Raw genomic sequence first — 20,554 nt, forward strand, 5'->3', positions numbered from 1 at the left:
ATATGAGAGCGCCTCGCAGCGTCAGTATCAGCCTGACCGAGCTGATCGACATGAGACATCGTGTTCCAGAGGTCAAATTGTTCTCAGCTGCCGGGCGGCGCAGCCCACTGATTGGCCTGCATCACTCACGTCTGCGAGGCCGTGGCGTAGATTTCGACCAGGTACGGGTGTACCAACCAGGCGACGATGTCCGCACCATCGACTGGCGCGTAACAGCCAGGAGCCGCGAGCCACACACCAAGTTATTTCATGAAGAACGTGAGCGCCCCGTCTACCTGCTGATCGAGCAAAGTCAGCGCTTGTTCTTTGGCTCAGAGCGCGTATTCAAGTCTGTATTGGTTGCCCAGGCCGCTGCACTGATTGGTTGGTCGGTATTAGGTCACAGCGACCGTATTGGCGGCATGGTCTTTGGAGACGACGGTTTCCACGATGTCCGCCCCCGTCGAAGCAAACAAAATCTGCTGAGACTCTTCGATCATCTGATCAAGGCGAATCACAGCCTTATGGATCAGACGGAGCAAAAGCTTCCGAACGACGCGTTTTCCCTGGTCTTGCGCCGCGCCCGCGAAGTGCTGCGACCAGGCAGCATGGCGCTGATTCTGTGCGATGAGCGCAGCTTGAGCGAGGCCGCCGAGCAACAGCTAGCCCTGGCTTCACGCCATACGGACCTCGTCCTGCTGCCTGTTTCCGACCCATTGGACCACCGCTTGCCAGCTGCAGGATTGCTGCGCTTCGCTCAGCATGATGCCGAGCTTGAACTCGACACCTTAAACGGCACGCTGTCGAATGCTTATATCCAGCAGGCAAAGCAGCGTCGGGAGCGCTGGACACAGCTGAGTCAACGACTCGGCATTCCGCTGCTTCCGCTGTCCACCTCCCATGATCTGATTGAGCAGCTACGCAAGCACCTGCACCAGCATCAACCTGGCTATCAGCAATGAATCCGCTCGATCAGTTAGCCCCTCTGATCAGGCCAGAGCCTATTCCCTTTTGGCCTTTAGCACCCGGATGGTGGATAGCGTTAGCCTGCCTGTTGGTGCTACCGGTTGCAGTCACCCTATTATGGCGGCGCCGACATCAGGCAGTCATGGACCAGCCTGTTTCCGAGGAAGAACAGCTGGAGGGCCCCCGTCGGGCCGCACTGATTGAACTTGCACAGATGCCCCGTCCCTATGGCGAATCTGCAGGGCCTTGGCTACAAAATCTCAACGCTCTGCTCAAACGGCTGTGCCTGGCACGCTACCCAGACAGCCATTGTCAGACGTTAAGTGGACGCGCCTGGCTGGCCTTTCTCGATACACGGTGTACGGCAGCAGGCCTCACACGCTGGATGGTCTTGGTAGAGGGTGCTTATCGTCCAGACTGCCGACTGGATGACAAGACCATTGATGGCCTTTACGCAGCGGTCGGCACATGGATTCGCAAGCATGTTTGAGTTCGCCTGGCCCTGGATCTTTTTCCTGGCACCCCTGCCCTGGATAATCCGGTTGATATTGCCGCCGGCACAAAGCCAGGAGTCAGCGCTCAAGGTGAGCTTTCTGGAAGAGCTTGAACACCTGGCAGGGCATCGCGCCCATACGAGCCTTTCCTGGAAACGGCAACTACCGTTTGTACTGATCTGGATTCTGCTGCTGTCAGCGGCGGCTCGCCCCCAATGGGTTGGTGCTCCCCTTCCGCTTCCTACCAGTGGTAGAGACATACTGCTGGCTGTGGATGTGTCCGGCTCCATGGACTATCCAGACATGACCTGGCACGGTGAAGAGATCAGCCGCCTTACCTTGGTAAAGCATCTGATCGGCGATTTTATCGAAGGCCGCACGGGCGACAGAGTCGGCCTTATCCTATTCGGCTCGCAAGCCTATGTGCAGGCTCCGCTCACCTTTGACCGTCGCACTGTCCATGCTCTACTCGATGAAGCATTAGTGGGTATTGCCGGTAAAAACACCGCTATAGGTGATGCCATTGGCTTGGCCGTGAAGCACCTGAGGATGCGCCCGGAAAATAGTCGGATCATGGTTCTGATCACCGATGGCGCCAATAATGGTGGCCGCATTGATCCCTTGATTGCCGCTCGACTGGCGGCTGAAGAACACGTGCGAATCTACACGATTGGAATCGGTGCAGACCCTCAGCAGGGCGGCCTTTCAAGCCTATTCGGCTTTAGCAGCCTCGACCTGGACGAAGACACACTTAGAGCCATAGCCCAGGAAACCGGTGGCCGTTATTTCCGCGCACGCTCACAGGAAGAGCTGTCAGCGGTCTCCACTGAACTTAATGGTTTTGAGCCAATTGTCCAACAGCCTACCCGAGTGCGCCCGGCCAAAGCACTTTTTTATTGGCCTTTAAGCCTTGCGCTTCTCGCTAGCTTGATAGCAGCCGCTCTATATATCTGGCCGAAACCCTGGCGGCGTATTTCTCGGCTTCGGGCCTACTTCCAGGCACGCGGGAGGAAACAGGCATGATATCGGTGCTTCCACATCTGTCGCGTCCCTTCTGGCTTCTGGCACTTCCCTTGTTGTTCTGGTTGCTTTGGAAATTATGGCATCGCCCGCGACGAGTGGGACATTGGCAACGGCTTTTGCCAACAGCGTTTCACGAATGGTTGCTGACCACGCCCTCTGCTGAGACTCAACGTCTGCCGTTGTTGATGTTTGCTCTTGGCGCAACTCTGGCGATCCTGGCCTTGTCCGGCCCTAGCTGGGAGCGAGCTGAGCAACCCGCTTATACGCGTACTGATCCACTGGTGATCGTGCTTAATATGACTCCGGACATGCAGGCTTCGGATGTCTTACCTTCCCGCCTTGTTAACGCTCAGCACACCATTCTGGATCTGTTGGCGGCCCGACGCGATGCTGAGACCGCTATTGTTGTCTATGCCGGCAGCAGCCACATCCTGGTTCCTTTAACCAACGACCTGCGGACTGCACAGAACCTACTCGAAGCGGTACGCCCATCAATCATGCCTGAGGCCGGTGAGCGCGGGGATTTAGCGGTACGCCAGGCCTTGCAACTACTCCGACAAGGTAGTGGTGCAGGAGGCAGGGTTCTGTTAATCACCAGTCAGCTCACTGCACAGGAGCAACAAGGCATACGCGAAGCCCTGTCCAGTTATCGAGTGCCGTTGCTTATCCTGGGTATCGGCACGCCTGAAGGTGCTCCAATGGCACGCGAGGATGGCACGTATATAACGGATAACCAAGGCAATATCCTCTTGTCCCGCCTGGATGAACTCACTTTGCTCCGCTTTGCCCAATCCGTGGGCGCCCGTTACCAACGTCAACGACCTGATGAGCGCGACATCCAGGCCTTGGGCCTACTCGACACACCGGATAACGTAGCTGAGGGAGAAGAACAGGTACGCCTGGACGCCTGGGTCGATCAGGGTTATTGGTTACTGATTCCCCTGCTGCTCCTGGCTGCCTGTGCCGGACGCAAAGGCTGGCTTCTATGTGTGCCGCTTCTTCTCTTTGTCATGCCGCCACCTGCTCATGCTTTGGCGTTTGAAGACCTCTGGTTGCGTAAGGACCAGCAAGGCGCCCGACTCCTTGAAGCGCAACACCCTACCGAAGCAGCCCAGCGGTTCGAGAACCGTGAATGGCGTGGCATAGCCCAATATGAAGCAGGTCAGTATGAAGCGGCTGCCAAAACCTTTGCCCAGGGCAATAGCGCAGCCGATCATTACAATCGCGCTACCTCCTTAGCCAAGGCTGGACAACTGACAGGCGCTTTGGACGCGTACGATCAAGCGCTCAAGCTGCAGCCTCACTTTCCTGAAGCCATCCATAACCGAGCCCTGGTTGAAGCCCTGATCAAACAGCAACAAGACCAACAAGCTGCGCAGAATGCTGCCTCCAGTGATGCAGAAAGCTCAGAACAACAAAGCCAGCCTGATAGCCAAACTCAGTCCTCCGCACAGGACAGCGACTCGCATGATGAACCAAGGGCTGCGCCGAGTCATGATGAGTCAGGTCAGCCCACCGGGCAAATATCAGAAGAAGCCGGTGAGCGTAGTGAGGCAGCCGAAGCTGGGGAGGAAACTGATGAGCCTTTATCCCAGCCCCGTTCAGATGCGTTGAGTGAGGAACGCAGGCAATCGCTTGAGCAATGGTTAAGGGAAATACCGGATGATCCCGCAGAGCTGTTACGCCGCAAGTTCTGGTATCAGCAGCAACAAAAACAGGAAAACAAAACACCATGAGCCTAGCCCGTGTCATCCTCGCCTTGCTCTTGCTGTTCAGCCTGCCCGGCTGGGGGGCAGACTTCACGGCTCGTGTAGATCACACCCAACTCGTACCTGGCGAGACCTTCGAGCTCATTCTTGAATCAAGCGACCCTACGCTTTTCGGCAAGCCAGACTTATCTCCTCTGGAGCCGCAGTTCGACATCCTGGGCACACGCCAGATCAACCAGCTTAGTACGGCGCCCGATCAGAGCGAACCTGTTACACGCTGGATAGTGACACTCCAACCCCGGCAGCGAGGAATTGTAGTTATTCCCCCGCTTACCCTCAGCGGCGTACAAAGCCAGCCGATTACGCTACATGTCAGCGAAACCTCAACACTGACCCCGAGCGCCCAAAATCTGGAAGCGGTGTTTATCGATGCCAGCGTGGATCGGGAAACGGTTTATGTACAAGCACAGCTGATCCTGACATTACGCATTCTTCACTCTGTTCCCCTCTATGACGATAGCAACCTCAGCACGCTGACTCTGTCATCAGCACGGGTCGAGCCGCTGGGAGAGCCGAGAACGTATGAGCAGACCATTGGCGGGGTAAGGCATGGCGTTATCGAGATTCGCTATGCCATTTTTCCGCAGCAAAGTGGCTCGCTACGCATCCCGAGCTTGTCCTTCAGCGCCACGGCAGTCGAAACCGCCGCCAATAGTCAGCAGATGTCGCCGTTCAGCTCAAGACCGGGCCGAGCCATACGTGTCGACACCAGTGAAATTCCTATCCAGGTCAAACCAAAGCCTGCGGATTATCCCTCTGACGCGCCCTGGCTGCCAGCACGTCAAATTGAGCTGAGTGAGGCGTGGAATCCTCAGCCGACCGAGGCCCGACAAGGTGCGGTACTGACTCGCCACGTTGTGCTTAAAGCAGAAGGCTTATCCAGTGCACAGCTACCGCCCTTGCCTCAGCCAACCGTAGACGGACTCCGCCGCTATCCGGACCAGGCCAGACTGACCAATGAAGTGCAGGACCAGAGTCTGGTTGGCAGCCGTGAAGAGCGAGAGGCTTTCGTGCCTGGCCGGAGTGGCGATCTTAGTTTGCCTCCTCTGGAAATTACCTGGTGGAACACTCAGACTGACCAACTTGAGCGTACACAACTACCCGCTCATACGCTTACAGTTGCTGCCGACCCTGCTCTGGCACTACCCCTTCAAAGCGAGCCTTCTACCGTCATGGGCGGGAAGCGACCGCTTCTTTGGCCCTGGCAGCTGGCCTGCCTTGTTCTGCTTCTCACTACGTTGATAGGTTTCGGGTTATGGTGGCAGGCTCGCCAGTTACCCGCCATTGTAAAAGCTGCTTCTGCTGGCCCGAGCCCACGCACCTTGCTTGATGACTTGCGACGTGCCTGCCTAGCTAACAATCCGCAGGCCACGCGTCAGGCGCTGGATGCCTGGGCTCGACAACAACCGGAAACCCTGGCAGAAATAGCAGCCCGCTTCGATCCGCTTTCTGTCGCCCTGGATGACCTTAACGGCGCGCTTTACAGCGAAAGCGGACAGCACTGGCAAGGCGAAACATTGTGGCAGGCGCTCCAGGCTTTACCGCCGCCGACACCGCTCACACAGCAGGAGCCCGGCACCTTGCCACCGCTTTACCCGCGTTAATGGCCCGAGCGCAATGCCTTGGCCATACGCTCGAACAGGATAACCATGCGCATTCTTCATACTTCTGACTGGCATCTCGGCCAGACCCTTCACGGTCAGGATCGCGATTTCGAACACGCCTGTTTTCTCGACTGGCTGCTAGAGCAACTCAAAACACGCCAACCAGACGCCTTACTTATCGCCGGAGATGTCTTTGATACCATCAATCCGCCAGTCAAGGCGCAGGAACGCCTCTACAACTTTATCGTACAAGCGCATCTGGCACTCCCTAAACTGACGGTGGTCATGATTGCAGGCAATCACGATTCCGGTGCCCGGATCGAACTGCCCGCGCCCCTTATGCGCAGCCTGCGGACTCATGCACTGGGCCGGGTACTTTGGCTGGATGACGGCTCACTGGATGCCAAGCGGCTACTGGTTCCGCTGACTGATGCCGAGGGCGAGACCAAAGCCTGGTGCCTGGCCCTGCCCTTTCTGCGCCCTGCGGAAGTCACTGGCGGAAGCGACGGTACATATATGGATGGCATTGCGCGAGTCCATGCCGAACTGATTGCCCATGCTGAAACTCGCCGCACTCAAGGCCAGGCACTCATTGCCATGAGCCATGCGCATCTTGCTGGAGGGCAGGTCTCCGAAGACTCGGAGCGCAATATTATCGTGGGCAATGCCGAAGCCCAACCCGCCTCGCTGTTTCCGCCTGAGATTGCCTATGTTGCCCTAGGGCACTTGCACAAGCCGCAAAAAGTGGTCAAGCAGGATCGCATTCGCTACAGCGGCTCTCCGCTTCCCCTCTCGTTCGCCGAAGTGGATTACCAACACCAAATCCTTGATGTTCGGCTCGAAGGCGAAGCGCTCAAGACTATTGAGAGCGTTCGGATACCCCGGGCTGTAGAGATGATGCGCCTGGGACCTGCGCCGCTACAGGATATTATCGAGCACCTCCATAGCCTGCCTGACCTTGACCTTTTCAATACACCTGACAGCCAGTTGGCACCTTGGCTTGAGGTCAGGGTCACCCTTGATGCGCCCCAACCAGACTTGCGGCAACGCCTGGAGTCTGCCCTGGAAGGTAAATCGCTACGCCTAGTGCGCATTGGCGTTCACTACGCAGGAGCGACTAATAGCACACCTGATGAGCCCTCAGCGCTCGTCGCGCTGGAACAACTGACCCCACAGGACCTCTTCAGCCGTGCATGGCAAGACACCTATGGCCAAGCACCTGAATCGGCAGTGCTCGATGATTTCGCGCAACTGCTTGAAGACGTAACACTAGGAGAGCAGGCATGAAGATTTTGGCCGTTCGCCTGAAGAACCTGGCCTCACTCGCCGGCCCTCATGAAATAGACTTCACAGCAGAGCCCCTTGCTAGCACGGGCTTATTTGCCATTACCGGCCCTACCGGCTCAGGCAAAAGCACACTATTGGATGCTCTCTCACTTGGCCTCTTTGGAGAGGTACCCCGCCTGAGTAATGTCCGAAAAGAGGCGAAGGTACCTGATGGCGAGGGTGAAATTGCCACGGGCGATCCTCGCACGCTTCTGCGGCGAGGCAGCGGTGCCGGCTATGCTGAAGTGGACTTTCTGGGAATCGATGGCCACCGCTACCGTGCTCGGTGGGAGGCCAATCGCGCCCGCGACCGGGCGGATGGCAAGTTGCAACCCAGCCGCCAAAGTCTACGCAACCTGGATACTCAGCAACTTCTAGCGGCCGACAAGAAAGCAGAGTTCAAAACGCAGCTTGAGCAGCGGCTGGGCCTGACATTTGAGCAGTTTACCCGGGCTGTACTGCTCGCCCAAAGTGAATTCGGAGCCTTCCTGAAAGCAGATGACAACGGTCGCAGCGAGCTTCTGGAAAAATTGACCGATACGGCCATCTACAGCCAGCTGGGTAGACGTGCCTTTGAACGATCCAAACAGGCACGACAGGTTCTTGATCAACTCGAGCAACAAATTGGCGGGATCAAACCTCTGGATGAGGCCAGCCGTACTGCATTGGAAACACAGTGCCTGACCGTCCAGGAAACGTTGAACCGTATCCAGGGTGAGCTTGCCGAGGTAGAGCAACAGCGGCGCTGGCTTACCGAGCTTAAGCGCCTGGAGCATGACCTTTCCAACGCACAGGCGCAGTTTGTATCCGCTCAACAGCAACAGGATGAGCAGTCCGAAGCGTGCCAGAGACTTCATTGGCTCGATCAGATCCTGCCGCAACGGCACCGCTTTCAACACAAGCAACAGCTTGAGCATGAGCTGAATCAAATAACAGTCCGTATTGCGCAACTTGAACAGGACAAGCAGGTGCTTGAGCATCGCTTGAATGAGCTCTCTCGTCTTCAGCAACACGCTCAGGCCAAACGCCAGGAGGCAGAGAGTGCACAACAGCAAGCAGCTGATCCTCTTCGGCAGGCCTTCCAGGAGGAAAGTGATCTCAGCCGTCTCCAGTCTGAGGTCCAACAAACCCGCGAAGCCTGGCGTCAAGAAGACAGCTTCCAACGAGATGCCCTTGGCCGAATCAAAACCCTAGCCGAAAAGGAAGCTGAGCAGCGCGATGCATTGGCACAAACAATGGCCCAGCTTCAGCAGAGCGAACCCCTATCAGCTCTATGCGATACCTGGTCAGCCTACCGCCCTCGCTTCCAGCAAAGCCTGCAGCTTGATGAACGTATAGCAGCATCACGCTTGCGCATTCCTGAACTACAGTCAGCCCTGAAGGCTGCCGAAAGCGAAGCCAGCACTCATCAGAATGCTATCCAGCAATTGCAGCAGCAATCCGGTGCAGAGGGTAATCTGAGTGAACAGATCCAGGCCCTAACGCAGCAGCAACAGGCCAGCCGCCCTCTGCTCAGCTCATTGGAGCGGCTTGTCTATCTATGGCAGCAAGGAGAAGAACTTGAGGGCTACTGGGCAAACAATCAGGAAAAACAGACAGTCCTGCTTCAAGAGCGTGCACACACCATAGCCGAAGGCAAACGTGCAGCAGCGAAGCATGCTGAAGCAGAACAGAGCCTGAAGACCACACTCGCGTTACTCGAACGGCAACGGCTCGTGCGCAGTGTTAGCGTAGAAAAGTTGCGCGCTCAACTGACTGAGGGGGAGCCTTGCCCGGTTTGCGGTAGCCAGGAGCATCCTTATCATCAGGGAAATGCTCTGGCAGAAGCCATGGCCTCCCATGAGGCGCAGGAAGAAGAGCAGGCTCGGTTACACGTCCAGCAAGCCTACGAGCGCCTGATTAGTCTGCGCACCGCTGTTGCAGGCATAAATGAGCGCCTGAAGGATCTCAAACAACAGGAAGAGCAGCTGACTACGCAACAGCTGGCGATTCACGAGCAGCTAAGAGGTCACCCTCAAGGCAAGGCCCTGCTCGCCCAACCAGAAGAGCACCGCTCCTTCTGGCTGAACGAACAATTGGTCGAACTCGGAAACCGTATAAAGGCCGAAGAAGTACGCCTGCAATACCTGCTGGATCATCAGAGAAAGATCGATAGCCTGCAGCAGCGTTGGCAAACAGCACGCGAGCAGAGCAAGCAAGCTGCTTGGGATCTTGAAGAGCAGCTAAAGACCATTCATCAGGATGAGCAGCGTCAAGCCCAGGAGCTGGAAGCACTGGAAGCGCTCCTGCCTAAACCATGGCTGCAAGACTGGCAACAGGCGCCGCAACCCACCTTTGCTCACCTGGAAGAGGTCATGGAAAACCGGCGTCTGCAACTGACCAGGCAGCAGGCGCTGGAGAAAGCCTTGGCAGTTTGTGTCGCAGACCTTGAGCGGGAGCGCTATCAACAGCAGACACGCTTGCAGCAACACGAAAAGCTCTCCAGCTTGCTAGCGACACTTGAAGAGCAGTTGACCAGTAGTCAACTTCGGCTTCAGGCAACATTGGGCGAATACCCCAGCGCCCATACCTGGCAGCATGCCTTGCATCAGTGCGTCGAGCAGGCACGTCAGGCAGAAGCGCAGGCGCGTGAAACCTGGAGCGAAACGAACCTGACTCATGAACAGCTGCGCCATACTGTTGAGCTTCAGCACAACCAACACCAAAAGCTGAATAGCACCTATCAGGTGCTTCAGGCCGAACTTGAAGAGTGGAGAGTTCAGCACAGTGAACTCGACGATTCACTTCTGACCGAACTGTTAGCCTTTGATGAAGGCAAGCATCATCACCTACGTCAGCAGCAGCAAGCCCTAGAGCAGTCCCTTAGTGAAGCGAAGGTAGTACTGCAGGAGCGCGAAAAACGTCTGATGGCACATCGTGCAGAGCGCACCAAACCTCTTGAGAGTGAAACGCTGGAACAACACTGGAGCGAGCTGAACCAGCTCATCCAGACCTCCCGAGAGCACCATGCCGAATTACGAGCTGAACTCGCTGAAGATAATCGTCGGCGCACGCAAAGCGATGATTTAGTGAAAGCGATCGAGACCGCGCGGACAGAGTATGTCCGCTGGGCCAAGCTGGACGAGTTGATTGGTTCAGCGGACGGCCACACCTTCCGCAAGATTGCACAGGGCTATAACCTGGATCTGTTGGTTCACCATGCCAACGCTCAGCTGCGCCAGCTGGTCCGTCGCTACCGTCTCAAGCGCGGTGGCAGCGCATTAGGCTTACTGGTCATGGATACCGAGATGGGTGATGAGTTGCGCTCAGTCCACTCCTTATCTGGTGGGGAAACGTTCCTGGTTTCGCTGGCATTAGCATTAGGCTTGGCTTCGATGGCATCAAGCAACCTCAAGATCGAGTCGTTATTCATCGACGAGGGCTTTGGCAGTCTTGATCCTGACTCCTTACAGCTGGCCATGGATGCACTGGATGGCCTTCAGGCTCAGGGTCGTAAGGTTGCGGTGATTTCGCACGTTCAGGAGATGCATGAGCGCATTCCCGTTCAGGTGCAGGTCTGCAAGCAAGGTAACGGATTGAGCACCTTAAGAATACAAGGCCCTACCCCACGCTTTATAGACTAGAACCAAGCCGTTGGTATGACTCTCCAACGGCGTCTTTGATTAGCTTGCATGTAATTTAGGGTTCAGCCTGACTTTACACGGCTGTTAATGAGTCGCTAAATACCCGCCAGAAGCGGCAGGCCCTCTTCAGGCCAGCCGCTTAGGCATGCACCTTATGCCAGGCTCTTACTGACCACCTCATACACATCGCTCGAAAGCTGACCGCTTGCCATGATGCGCTCAAGCTCACCACGGATAAGCTGCTGGCGTACCTCGTCATACTTGCGCCAGCGAGTTAGCGGAGTCAGCAGGCGGGATGCAATCTGCGGATTCAGCGCATTGAGTGTGATGATCTGATCGGCCAGGAAACGATAACCGCTACCATCTTTCTGGTGGAAATTGACCAGATTCTGATTGGCGAATGCACCAATGAGCGCGCGAACCTTGTTTGGGTTTTTCAAGGTGAAGGCTGGGTGCTCCATTAGCGCCTTGACCCGATCCAGACTGCCTGGACGATAGCTCGTCGCCTGCACGCTGAACCACGAGTCCATGACCAGCGGATCGTTCTGATAGCGCGCTGCAAAGCGCTCCAGTACTTCGGCCTTCTCCGCCTCGAAGTCAGAGTTCACCAGTGCAGACAAGGCTGCCAAGCGCTCCGTCATGTTGTCACAATTATCAAACTGCTCCTGCGCTGCGGCCAGTACTTCAGGCTTGCGGCTGAGCATGAGATAACCAAGGGCAATATTCTGCAAGCTACGGCGGGCAATATGGTCAGCCTGGGCAATATACGGCGTAGTGCGCGAGGTCTCGCGGTTCGCCTGGTAGCGACTCCATAATGGCTCATATAAGGCCTTGACCAGCTCATCGCGGGCAAAATCGCGAGCGGCGTGAATAGCATCAATATCGGCTACTTCAGATAGCTCGACCAGATAGGCTTCGGTTGGAAGCGCAAGCATCTCGGCTACCATCGCTTGATCGAGACTTTCGTCTTCCAATACCGTACGCAGCGCTGCTACAAGGCGCTGGTCCAGTACCAATGCTTCGCCTTTCTGCTGCTGGGCGATCAGCTCCTGCAGTGCCTGAACGGCCAGCTGCTGGCCAGCATCCCAGCGGTTGAACCCGTCGGAGTCATGCTGCATAAGAAACATCAGCTGCTCACGGGTATAGGGAAAGCTCAGCTTGACCGGTGCAGAAAATCCGCGAAGCAACGACGGCAGCGGCTTTTCCGCGATGCCTTCGAAGGTAAAGGACTGCTCGACCTCAGTGACTTCAATAACTCGATCCGTTGCAGCTTCACCCACCTCGCCTGCCAGCTGTAAAGGTAGCTCTTGTCCTTGGGCATCGAGCAAGCCCAGCTTGACCGGAATCACAAACGGCTCTTTGGTCGGCTGGCCAGGTGTAGGCGGACAGCTCTGACGGAAGGTCAATGTATACGTCTTGGCCTGCCCATCAAATGCTTCGGAAACCTCCAGACGCGGCGTACCGGATTGGCTGTACCAGCGCTTGAATTGGGTGAAGTCCTTACCATTGGCATCTTCCAGTGCCTTGACGAAATCCTCAACAGTCACGGCTTGTCCATCGTGACGCTCGAAGTACAGGTCAGTGCCCTTGCGGAAGCCTTCGGCACCCAGCAGCGTGTGCAGCATGCGCACGATTTCAGAGCCCTTCTCATAGACCGTCAGGGTGTAGAAGTTAGAAATCTCGATAAAGGAGTCCGGACGTACCGGATGTGCCATCGGGCCGGCGTCTTCTGCAAATTGATTGGTCCGCAGAAAAGCGACGTCTTCAATACGCTTGACCGTTTCCGAGTTCATGTCGGAAGAGAATCTGGCATCACGAAAAACAGTAAACCCTTCCTTCAGGGACAGCTGGAACCAATCGCGGCAGGTTACGCGGTTGCCCGACCAGTTATGAAAATACTCGTGAGCAACGATGGCTTCGACACGCTGATGCGCAGCATCCGTAGCAGTATCCGGGCTCGCCAGCACAGCGCTGGAATTGAAGATGTTCAGACCCTTGTTTTCCATGGCGCCCATGTTGAAGTCATTTACCGCGACGATCATGAAAATATCCAGATCGTACTCACGGCCATATACGTCTTCATCCCAGCGCATCGAGCGCTTGAGGCTGTCCATGGCGTGTTGTAGCTTGCCGATATTTTCCGGCTCCACATAGATCCGCAGCGCCACGTCACGCCCACTACCTGTAGTGTACGTATCTTCGATGCACCAGAGATCACCCGCTACCAGCGCAAACAGATATGATGGCTTCTTGAAAGGATCTTCCCAGGTCGCCCAGTGACGCCCACCCTCTTCTTCACCACTGGCAATTGGGTTGCCGTTGGATAACAGGATTGGATACTTGGCCTTGTCCGCCTTGACGGTCGTAGTAAATACGCTCATCACATCTGGACGGTCAAGGTAGTAAGTAATCTTGCGGAACCCCTCAGCCTCACACTGGGTACAGAACATTTTGCCTGAGGTATACAGGCCTTCCAGCGCAGTGTTGGTTTCTGGATGGATACGTACGGTCGTGCTGAGGGTGAAGTTATTACCACAGGGCTGAATCGTCAGCTGGTCAGACTCGACCTGATATTCATTGGAGGTCTGTGGTTCAGCATTTATCGACAAACTCAATAGCTCGAGTTCTTCGCCATGCAATACGAGCGGTGGAAGACCAGCGCCACGCTCAGGGTTACGCCGCATATGCAGCTCGGCGTGAACGAGCGTATGGTCATCGAACAGCTCGAACGTAAGATGCGTCTCGTCAATGAGGTACTCAGGGGCCTGATAGTCCTTGAGATGTATCGTCTTCGGTTGTTCGGTGCGCATGACGTAACCCTTATGCTAATTCACGACGGCGGTTGTACCGCGGTGGCTTAATGATGCACGGCCAGCTGGTAAGCTGTGTATTTGCGAATGTTAATGACCCCGGTATCAAACATCAGGTATTGACCCTTGATACCGAGCAGTGTGCCTTCCACTATGGGTGTTTTCTCCAGATCATGGCTAACGATCTTGGTGGGATACACCGTAACCGGATAATGAATCTGAAGCGGTTCCATGTCGACTATTGGTTGGATTGCCTGCAGGCCAAAACGCTCCTGCAGAGTCTGCATGCCTTCAGCACAGGCATCCAGTATCCGATCACGTAGCGCGATAAGATCCTCTTGCTGGGCCTCGCCTTTCAGCATAGCGCGCCAGTTGGTGCGATCCCCTACCTGACTACGGAAAAGAGCCTCTACCAAGCCCGATTGCTGTCGTGTAGCAACACGCAAGATGGCCAGCGCCTGATGAGCCCCCTGGTCGATCCAGCGGGTAGGTATCTGATTGGCGCGGGTAATACCGACTTTAAGCCCAGAGGAGTTGGCAAGGTAGACAATGTGCGGCGTCATGCAAAAGGACTCGCCCCACTCCGGCTCACGACAGGTGCCATGCTCGAAATGACATTTTTCAGGGCTCATCATGCAGCTGTCACACTGGGCAAGCTTGGTAAAACACGGATAGCAATATCCTTGGCTAAAGCTTTTCTTGGTTTTGCGGCCACAGTGGATACAGTGGATGTCACCCAGGTATTCCAGACGAATCTTTTCGCCAATCAATGGATTGACTGGAATTTCTGTTTTGCCTAAACGAAACGAATACTGCACGGGGTCGCCGAGACGCACCTTCATCTTACTTAGCGCGCCGCGCCCTAACTCTGTCATGGTTGTTGCACTACCTTTAGAAATGAAAGCGCCACGGCTTTTGAGGCCGCGGCGCCTGGAACTGCCGAGTCGTGGCGATTAATGAATCGCGTCGGACTTGAAGAGAATATTGGGAACTGGCTCGGACTTAGAACTGCACTCCTGTGGGCCCATATAGCCGACTCGCTGGTCCTCTGGCACATGCTTGGCCTCGTAGGCAATGACCGCCTGCAAACTTAGCTCGACCTGCTCACGTGTCAGCTTGCGACCGTCCGGCCATTTGCCGATTTCTACGGCGCGCTTTAAATTCTCGTAGATTTCCGGCGTGATGTTATCGAGCATCTGGTCGAAGGGTGTAGACATGCTCCCGCTCCTGCTAAGTAGAATTACCTGCAAATAAAGGCTTAAGTGTAGCGGGACGTGAGTGCTTACGCACAGCCATCCGGCAAGGCATGGCCCTCTTTTAGGGGGCCATATCTTCATCTTATTTGGCGTCAGGCTGCACAATTTTCAACTGCTGCGGCTGGGCATCTTTTACCGTAATCGGCTTACCCAGCGCTTCCCATTCGCCTGACGTGGGGTTGCCAGCTCGAGAAATACGGGCCACCAGCTGAACCTGATCAAAACCTGACAGCTTTAACTGAGGCATCATGGCATCTGCATCGCTTAGCGACACACTGACAGGCAAGTCAGCGACGGTCAGCCGTTTTACGGCCAGCGGCATGGGCGGCCCCGACACGGCGCGCGCAAACACGAATACGCTATCACCCGGTTTAACATACGCGCTCAAGGACGGATCAAGGCTGACCGTGACCCTTAACGTGGCTGCCTGAGCGGCACTGGGTGCAGAGGGTATTTCACCGCGATCAGCCATGTATTGTCGAGCCCGCTCAATACCACTTTGAATGGCCTCACGAGAAGGGTCCGCAGCAGGCAGTTGGTCGATCAAGGTTTGCCAATGGGCGATGGCGCCGGCGTAATTCTTCTGTTCAAAAGCGGCAATACCCAATAGCCCAAGCGTGGTTACTTCTTTTGGATTGGCTTTGAGCGCTTCGTCAGCCAGTGCCTTGGTCTCTGGCGTCAGGGTTTTACCTTCTGCAAAGTAACGTGCCTGTGCCAACTGCCCCAGCAACTCAGGCTGACGACCTGCATACTGAACAGCTTGAGTAAATGCGTGGGCAGCATCGGCAAATCGTTCCTGGCTCATGTAGGTGCGGCCTAGCAGATACCAGCCCTCGGAAGACTCAGGCTGAGCCTTGACTGCTCGCTCAAGGCGGGAAGTCATTTCATCCATAGAGCGCGGTGGCTGGCTGAACTCGCGAGTTAGTTCGACTCGGTCGCTAGCGCCCCAGTGCAGATAGAGCCCAAGCCCGGCGAGCGGAACGATCAACGCCACAATCAAAGGTACGACTCGCCCACTCCTCGTGCCTACTATAGCGATGTCTGGCTGATTAGTGTCGGACAACAGCTCACGTGCAGCCTCAGAGCGCCCCTCCTCCCATTCCTGGTTATTTAACAAGCCTGTGGCATGTTGCTGGGATAGCTCCGCTAAACGCTCTTCATACAAGGCGACATTGAATGCAGTACGATCTTTGCCAGGCATTAGGCGCCAGCGGCGTATTGCGGGAATCAGCAAGAAGCCCAAGGCAACAAGCAGGAGCAGCCCTATGGCGAGCCAGAAGTCGATCATCAGGAGTTTTTCTTTTCCAGAAGGGATGCAAGGCGTGCCTGCTCATCGGCAGACAATTGAACGTGGGAAGGCAGAGCTTCGTGTCGGCGGCGCCGAACGACAATTAGGATAATGCAGAATCCGATAAGCAGAAACGCGGCAGGGCCATACCAGAGCAGCCAGGTTCGTTTTTCAACCGGCGGCCTGTACATGACGAATTCCCCATAGCGGGCGACAAGATAATCGATGATCTGCTCGTTGCTGTTGCCTTCTTCCATCAAGCGATGGATCTCTCGTCGCAAGTCGGCGGCAATGGGCGCATTCGAATCGGCAAGGTCCTGGTTTTGGCATTTAGGGCAGCGCAGCTCACGTGTGAGCGCTTGAAAACGTTCTCGCTCGGCATCGTTCGCATAATTGAACGTCTCGATGGCCGCCTGCGCAACGCCAATCCATACCAGTAACAGCAGCAACGATGCTGCGATGTAGCGGATCACGGCGCCTCCATAAGCTGCTGATAACGCGGCGCCAGCTCATCGCGCCAGACCTGCTGGCTCACGATGCCCACATGCTTGTAGCGGATCACACCCTTGCTATCAATCAGGTACGTTTCCGGTGCACCGTATACGCCCAGGTCTAATCCAAGGCTGCCTTTGTCATCACGAACATCAAGCTGATAAGGATTGTGAAACTCCTGCAACCACTTCAGTGCGCTGGCGTTATCATCCTTGTAATTGATGCCATAGATGGTAATCCCCTGCTCTTTGAGAGCATTGAGAACCGGATGCTCCTCCCGACATGCCACACACCAAGTACCCCATACATTGACCAAGGCAGGTTTGCCTTTGAAATCGGCCTGAGTAAGGATTCGACCCGGATCATTTACTGCAGGCAATGCGAAAGCCGGCAATGGCTTATCGATTAGTGCTGATGGCAGCTCAGAAGGATTCAGGTACAGGCCTTTGAATAGAAAAACGGCCATTCCAAGGAAAAGCACTAAGGGAATCAGTAAAATCAGACGACGCTTCATACCTGCGCCTCCTTAAGCCCTAGAGACTGACTGACGCGTTGACGGACCTTGAACCGGTAACGCTTGTCCGACATGGATAGCAGCCCGCCGATCGCCATCAACACGCCCCCTAGCCAAATCCAGCGTACAAACGGCTTTATGTGGATGCGAACTGCCCACGCGCCGTCTTCCAGTGGCTCTCCAAGCGCTACGTATAAATCACGCTTGAAGCCTGCGTCGATGCCTGCTTCGGTCATGACCGAGCGCTGCACCACGTAAAGACGTTTTTCAGGATGCAGGACTGCGACATTCCGATTGTCCTTTGATACCCGCAAGGTGCCGTAATCCGACTTGAAGTTAGGACCCTCGAAATGCTGAGTACCATCAAACACAAAATGATAACCCGCCAGCTCGACTGACTCTCCAGGCGCCATCCGCAGGTCCCGCTCAGCCGTGAACTGGGTCGAGAGGACAATACCCAGCGCTGATACTGCAAGCCCTAAATGAGCAGCCTGCATTCCCCAATAACTGCGGCTCAGACTGCGTATCCCTTGTATCCAGCCCTTGTGGCGCGTCTTATCCTGCAGGTCGCGAAGACCTGCCAATACGACCCAGGACGCCAACGAGCACGCAGCCAGAACGGCCCAATGAAAATCGCCCAGCATAAACGCGGCCAGCATACCGAGAACCACACTGGCGATCAGCACAGGCACGAGCATACCCTGCAGCCAACGCAAGGGGGTTGTCTTCCAGCGCACCAGCATACCGATTGCCAGTGCCATCATCAGAATGACCATCAACGGCACGAACAAGGCGTTGAAGTATGGCGGGCCTACTGACAGCTTGGCACCGCTTAGCGTATCGATAATCAGTGGATACAGCGTACCCAGCAAAATGGTGGATGCCGCCACAACCAGAATCAGGTTATTGACCAACAGGAAGGTTTCCCGGGACCACAGGCCAAAGCTAACCTGACTTTTTACAACAGGTGCTCGCAGCGCGAACAGTGTTAACGAGCTCCCGACCACGACCAGAAGAAACGCCAGAATGAACACCCCTCGGGTAGGGTCCGAGGCAAATGCATGAACAGACGTCAGTACGCCCGAGCGGACCAGGAACGTACCCAGAAGACTCAAGGAAAACGCAGCAATCGCCAGTAGTACCGTCCAGCTTTTGAATACCCCTCGCTTTTCTGTGACAGATAACGAATGAATAAGCGCCGTTCCGACCAGCCAGGGCATGAATGATGCATTTTCTACCGGGTCCCAGAACCACCAGCCACCCCAACCCAGCTCATAATAGGACCACCAGGAGCCCAAGACGATACCGATACCCAGGAATGTCCAGGCAACCAGTGTCCAGGGGCGTGACCAGCGTGCCCAAGCCGCATCTAATCGCCCACCCAGAAGCGCTGCGATAGCAAAAGCAAACGCGACGGAGAAGCCTACATAACCCATGTACAGCATGGGCGGATGCACAATAAGCCCGACATCCTGCAACAGCGGATTAAGATCATTCCCGTCTACGGGTGACTGCGGAAGCAGGCGCGAGAATGGATTGGACGTCATAATCAGAAATAGCAAAAAGCCTGTGCTGATCATTCCCATGATCGACAGGACCCGCGTCAACATGTCCTCAGGCAGCTGTCGAGAAAAAATCGAAACAGCAAAGGTCCAGCCTCCCAGGATCAATGCCCAGAGCAGAAGCGAGCCCTCATGCGCGCCCCATACCGCACTGAACTTGTAGTACCAGGGCAAGAGGCTGTTGGAGTTCTCAGCTACATAAGTCACAGAGAAGTCGTCGGTCAAAAATGACCAGGTCAGGCACCCGAAGGCAAAGAGAAGAAAGGTGAACTGCCCCCATGCGGCAGGTTGGGCGAGCCCCATCCACTGTTGATTGCCTCGCCATGCTCCCAGCAGGGGAAAGGTTGACTGGACTACAGCCATACAAAGCGCAAGTATCAGAGCCAGATGGCCTAATTCAGGAATCATGAATTTCTCGCATTACACTAAAACCAAAAAATGCAGGCAAGGCAGAATCAGCTGCCTTTCTGGTTAGTAAACTGCTGATAGGCGCCGCTATCCTTAAGGGCCTTGGTTACCTCGGGCGGCATGTAATTCTCGTCATGCTTCGCCAGCACCTCGTCGGCAATCAGTACACCTGATGCATTGAGTTTGCCTAACGCCACGATGCCCTGCCCTTCGCGAAACAGATCCGGCAGGATGCCATGGTACTCGATGGGAATCCGTTGAATGCCATCACCTACGATGAAGCGCACGTCGAGCGAATCAGCCGATCGCTTGAGCGATCCACGCTCAACCATGCCACCAGCCCTGATGCGAGTCCCTACTGGCGCTTCACCTGAAACAATTTGACTGGGGGTATAGAACAGGTTGATGTTCTGTTGCAGCGCTGACAGTGCCAACGCAACGGCCACCCCTACTCCTGCCAGAATGGCCAAAATTATGAAAAGACGTTTTTTACGGACAGCGTTCAAGCATTCATCTCCCGACGCAGGCGACGTGCTTCGCTTTGCAGATAACGACGACGTGCCAGCCGTGGCATCACGATATTGAGGATCAGGACCAGAGCAGTGATCCCATAAGCCGACCATACATAAGGTCCGTGATGACCCATAGCCAGAAACTCGCCTATTGAGTGAAATGTCATGCACTGCCTCCCCTGCCAATACTCTGCTCAACCAAAGTCCTGACCCAGGACGTCCGTGACTCACGACGTAGTACTTCGAGACGCATGCGCATCAGAACCACTGCGCCAAAAAAGCAGTAGAAACCCACCACCATGACCAGGAGCGGAAGCCACATCTGGGCAGGCATTGCTGGTTTTTCGGTAAGCGTGAATGTGGCAGGCTGGTGCAGGGTGTTCCACCACTCAACGCTGTATTTGATGATGGGTAGATTAATAACACCCACGATGGCAAGTACAGCGCAGGCCTTAGCGGAGCTGTCCCGGTTGGAAATAGCCTGTCCCAGCGCGATGATGCCAAAGTACAAAAACAGCAGGATCAACATGGAGGTAAGGCGAGCATCCCATACCCACCAGGTACCCCAGGTTGGCTTGCCCCAGATCGAACCGGTTACCAACGCGATAAAGGTCATCCAGGCACCTACAGGTGCCGCGCACTTCAGCGCGATATCCGCCAGCTTCATTTTCCAGACTAGACTCACTACCCCGGCGATCGCTAAAAGCAGATACCCCGATTGCGCCAAAAATGCAGCTGGAACGTGAATGTAGATAATGCGAAAGCTATTACCCTGCTGGTAGTCCTGCGGTGCAAAGACCAGTCCCCATACTGTACCGGCCAGAATCAGAAGTACGGCTGCCCACCCCAGGATGGGCAGCCAGCGACCACTGATCTCGTAGAACCACTTGGGCGAGCCTAGTTTATGAAAAAACGTCCACTTCATAGC

At 55.4% G+C, this 20,554-nt stretch carries 17 protein-coding genes; 7 read left to right on the forward strand and 10 right to left on the reverse strand.

Annotated features, from left to right (window positions below; translation table 11 throughout):
• The first annotated feature begins 2 nt into the window (after positions 1 to 2).
• Genes IEX86_RS06205 through IEX86_RS06235 form a run of 7 tightly spaced genes read left to right on the forward strand, consistent with a single transcriptional unit; the run spans position 3 to position 10,784 of the window.
• On the forward strand, positions 3 to 941 hold the full coding sequence (locus tag IEX86_RS06205) for a DUF58 domain-containing protein (protein WP_188865244.1): 939 nt from the start codon (positions 3 to 5) through the stop codon (positions 939 to 941).
• Positions 938 to 1,435: a DUF4381 domain-containing protein gene (locus IEX86_RS06210; RefSeq protein ID WP_188865245.1), complete on the forward strand. Its 498-nt coding sequence runs from the start codon at positions 938 to 940 to the stop codon at positions 1,433 to 1,435. The genes IEX86_RS06205 and IEX86_RS06210 overlap by 4 nt, the downstream gene beginning before the upstream one ends.
• Positions 1,428 to 2,462: a vWA domain-containing protein gene (locus IEX86_RS06215; protein WP_188865246.1), complete on the forward strand. Its 1,035-nt coding sequence runs from the start codon at positions 1,428 to 1,430 to the stop codon at positions 2,460 to 2,462. Before IEX86_RS06210 ends, IEX86_RS06215 begins: the two co-directional genes overlap by 8 nt.
• Positions 2,459 to 4,198: a VWA domain-containing protein gene (locus tag IEX86_RS06220; protein WP_188865247.1), complete on the forward strand. Its 1,740-nt coding sequence runs from the start codon at positions 2,459 to 2,461 to the stop codon at positions 4,196 to 4,198. Before IEX86_RS06215 ends, IEX86_RS06220 begins: the two co-directional genes overlap by 4 nt.
• On the forward strand, positions 4,195 to 5,835 hold the full coding sequence (locus IEX86_RS06225) for a BatD family protein (protein WP_188865248.1): 1,641 nt from the start codon (positions 4,195 to 4,197) through the stop codon (positions 5,833 to 5,835). The genes IEX86_RS06220 and IEX86_RS06225 overlap by 4 nt, the downstream gene beginning before the upstream one ends.
• A gap of 45 nt (positions 5,836 to 5,880) precedes the next feature.
• Positions 5,881 to 7,122: an exonuclease SbcCD subunit D C-terminal domain-containing protein gene (locus IEX86_RS06230; RefSeq protein WP_188865249.1), complete on the forward strand. Its 1,242-nt coding sequence runs from the start codon at positions 5,881 to 5,883 to the stop codon at positions 7,120 to 7,122.
• The gene (locus tag IEX86_RS06235) at positions 7,119 to 10,784 is read left to right on the forward strand and encodes an AAA family ATPase (RefSeq protein ID WP_188865250.1); all 3,666 of its coding nucleotides are present in this window, start codon (positions 7,119 to 7,121) and stop codon (positions 10,782 to 10,784) included. Before IEX86_RS06230 ends, IEX86_RS06235 begins: the two co-directional genes overlap by 4 nt.
• Before the next feature lie 152 nt (positions 10,785 to 10,936).
• On the opposite strand, the gene pepN is transcribed toward IEX86_RS06235, so the two are convergent.
• From pepN to IEX86_RS06285, 10 genes are all read right to left on the reverse strand, one after another.
• Positions 10,937 to 13,594, reverse strand: coding sequence for an aminopeptidase N (pepN, locus tag IEX86_RS06240; RefSeq protein WP_188865251.1), 2,658 nt, complete (start codon positions 13,592 to 13,594; stop codon positions 10,937 to 10,939).
• A gap of 47 nt (positions 13,595 to 13,641) precedes the next feature.
• Positions 13,642 to 14,469 carry a DUF2797 domain-containing protein gene (locus IEX86_RS06245; protein WP_188865252.1) on the reverse strand — a complete coding sequence of 276 codons (828 nt, stop codon included), beginning with the start codon at positions 14,467 to 14,469 and terminating at the stop codon, positions 13,642 to 13,644.
• 78 nt (positions 14,470 to 14,547) lie between these two features.
• Positions 14,548 to 14,811, reverse strand: a complete 264-nt coding sequence (locus IEX86_RS06250) for a YeaC family protein (RefSeq protein WP_188865253.1) — start codon at positions 14,809 to 14,811, stop codon at positions 14,548 to 14,550.
• Between the two features lie 121 nt (positions 14,812 to 14,932).
• Complete coding sequence (ccmI, locus tag IEX86_RS06255; RefSeq protein WP_188865254.1) at positions 14,933 to 16,138, reverse strand: c-type cytochrome biogenesis protein CcmI; 1,206 nt, start codon at positions 16,136 to 16,138, stop codon at positions 14,933 to 14,935.
• A complete protein-coding gene (locus IEX86_RS06260) occupies positions 16,138 to 16,611 on the reverse strand; it encodes a cytochrome c-type biogenesis protein (protein ID WP_188865255.1) in 474 nt (157 codons plus the stop codon). Before IEX86_RS06260 ends, ccmI begins: the two co-directional genes overlap by 1 nt.
• On the reverse strand, positions 16,608 to 17,144 hold the full coding sequence (locus IEX86_RS06265) for a DsbE family thiol:disulfide interchange protein (RefSeq protein WP_188865256.1): 537 nt from the start codon (positions 17,142 to 17,144) through the stop codon (positions 16,608 to 16,610). Before IEX86_RS06265 ends, IEX86_RS06260 begins: the two co-directional genes overlap by 4 nt.
• Positions 17,141 to 19,114 carry a heme lyase CcmF/NrfE family subunit gene (locus IEX86_RS06270; RefSeq protein ID WP_188865257.1) on the reverse strand — a complete coding sequence of 658 codons (1,974 nt, stop codon included), beginning with the start codon at positions 19,112 to 19,114 and terminating at the stop codon, positions 17,141 to 17,143. Before IEX86_RS06270 ends, IEX86_RS06265 begins: the two co-directional genes overlap by 4 nt.
• Positions 19,115 to 19,161: 47 nt before the next feature.
• Entirely contained in the window at positions 19,162 to 19,620 is a 459-nt protein-coding gene (gene ccmE / locus IEX86_RS06275) for a cytochrome c maturation protein CcmE (RefSeq protein WP_188865258.1), read from the reverse strand.
• A complete protein-coding gene (ccmD, locus tag IEX86_RS06280; RefSeq protein ID WP_188865259.1) occupies positions 19,617 to 19,793 on the reverse strand; it encodes a heme exporter protein CcmD in 177 nt (58 codons plus the stop codon). The genes ccmE and ccmD overlap by 4 nt, the downstream gene beginning before the upstream one ends.
• The gene (locus tag IEX86_RS06285; RefSeq protein ID WP_188865260.1) at positions 19,790 to 20,551 is read right to left on the reverse strand and encodes a heme ABC transporter permease; all 762 of its coding nucleotides are present in this window, start codon (positions 20,549 to 20,551) and stop codon (positions 19,790 to 19,792) included. The genes ccmD and IEX86_RS06285 overlap by 4 nt, the downstream gene beginning before the upstream one ends.
• Between the last annotated feature and the right edge of the window lie 3 nt (positions 20,552 to 20,554).

This window comes from Pseudomonas asuensis (genome assembly GCF_014646755.1).
GTDB lineage: Bacteria > Pseudomonadota > Gammaproteobacteria > Pseudomonadales > Pseudomonadaceae > Chryseomonas > Chryseomonas asuensis.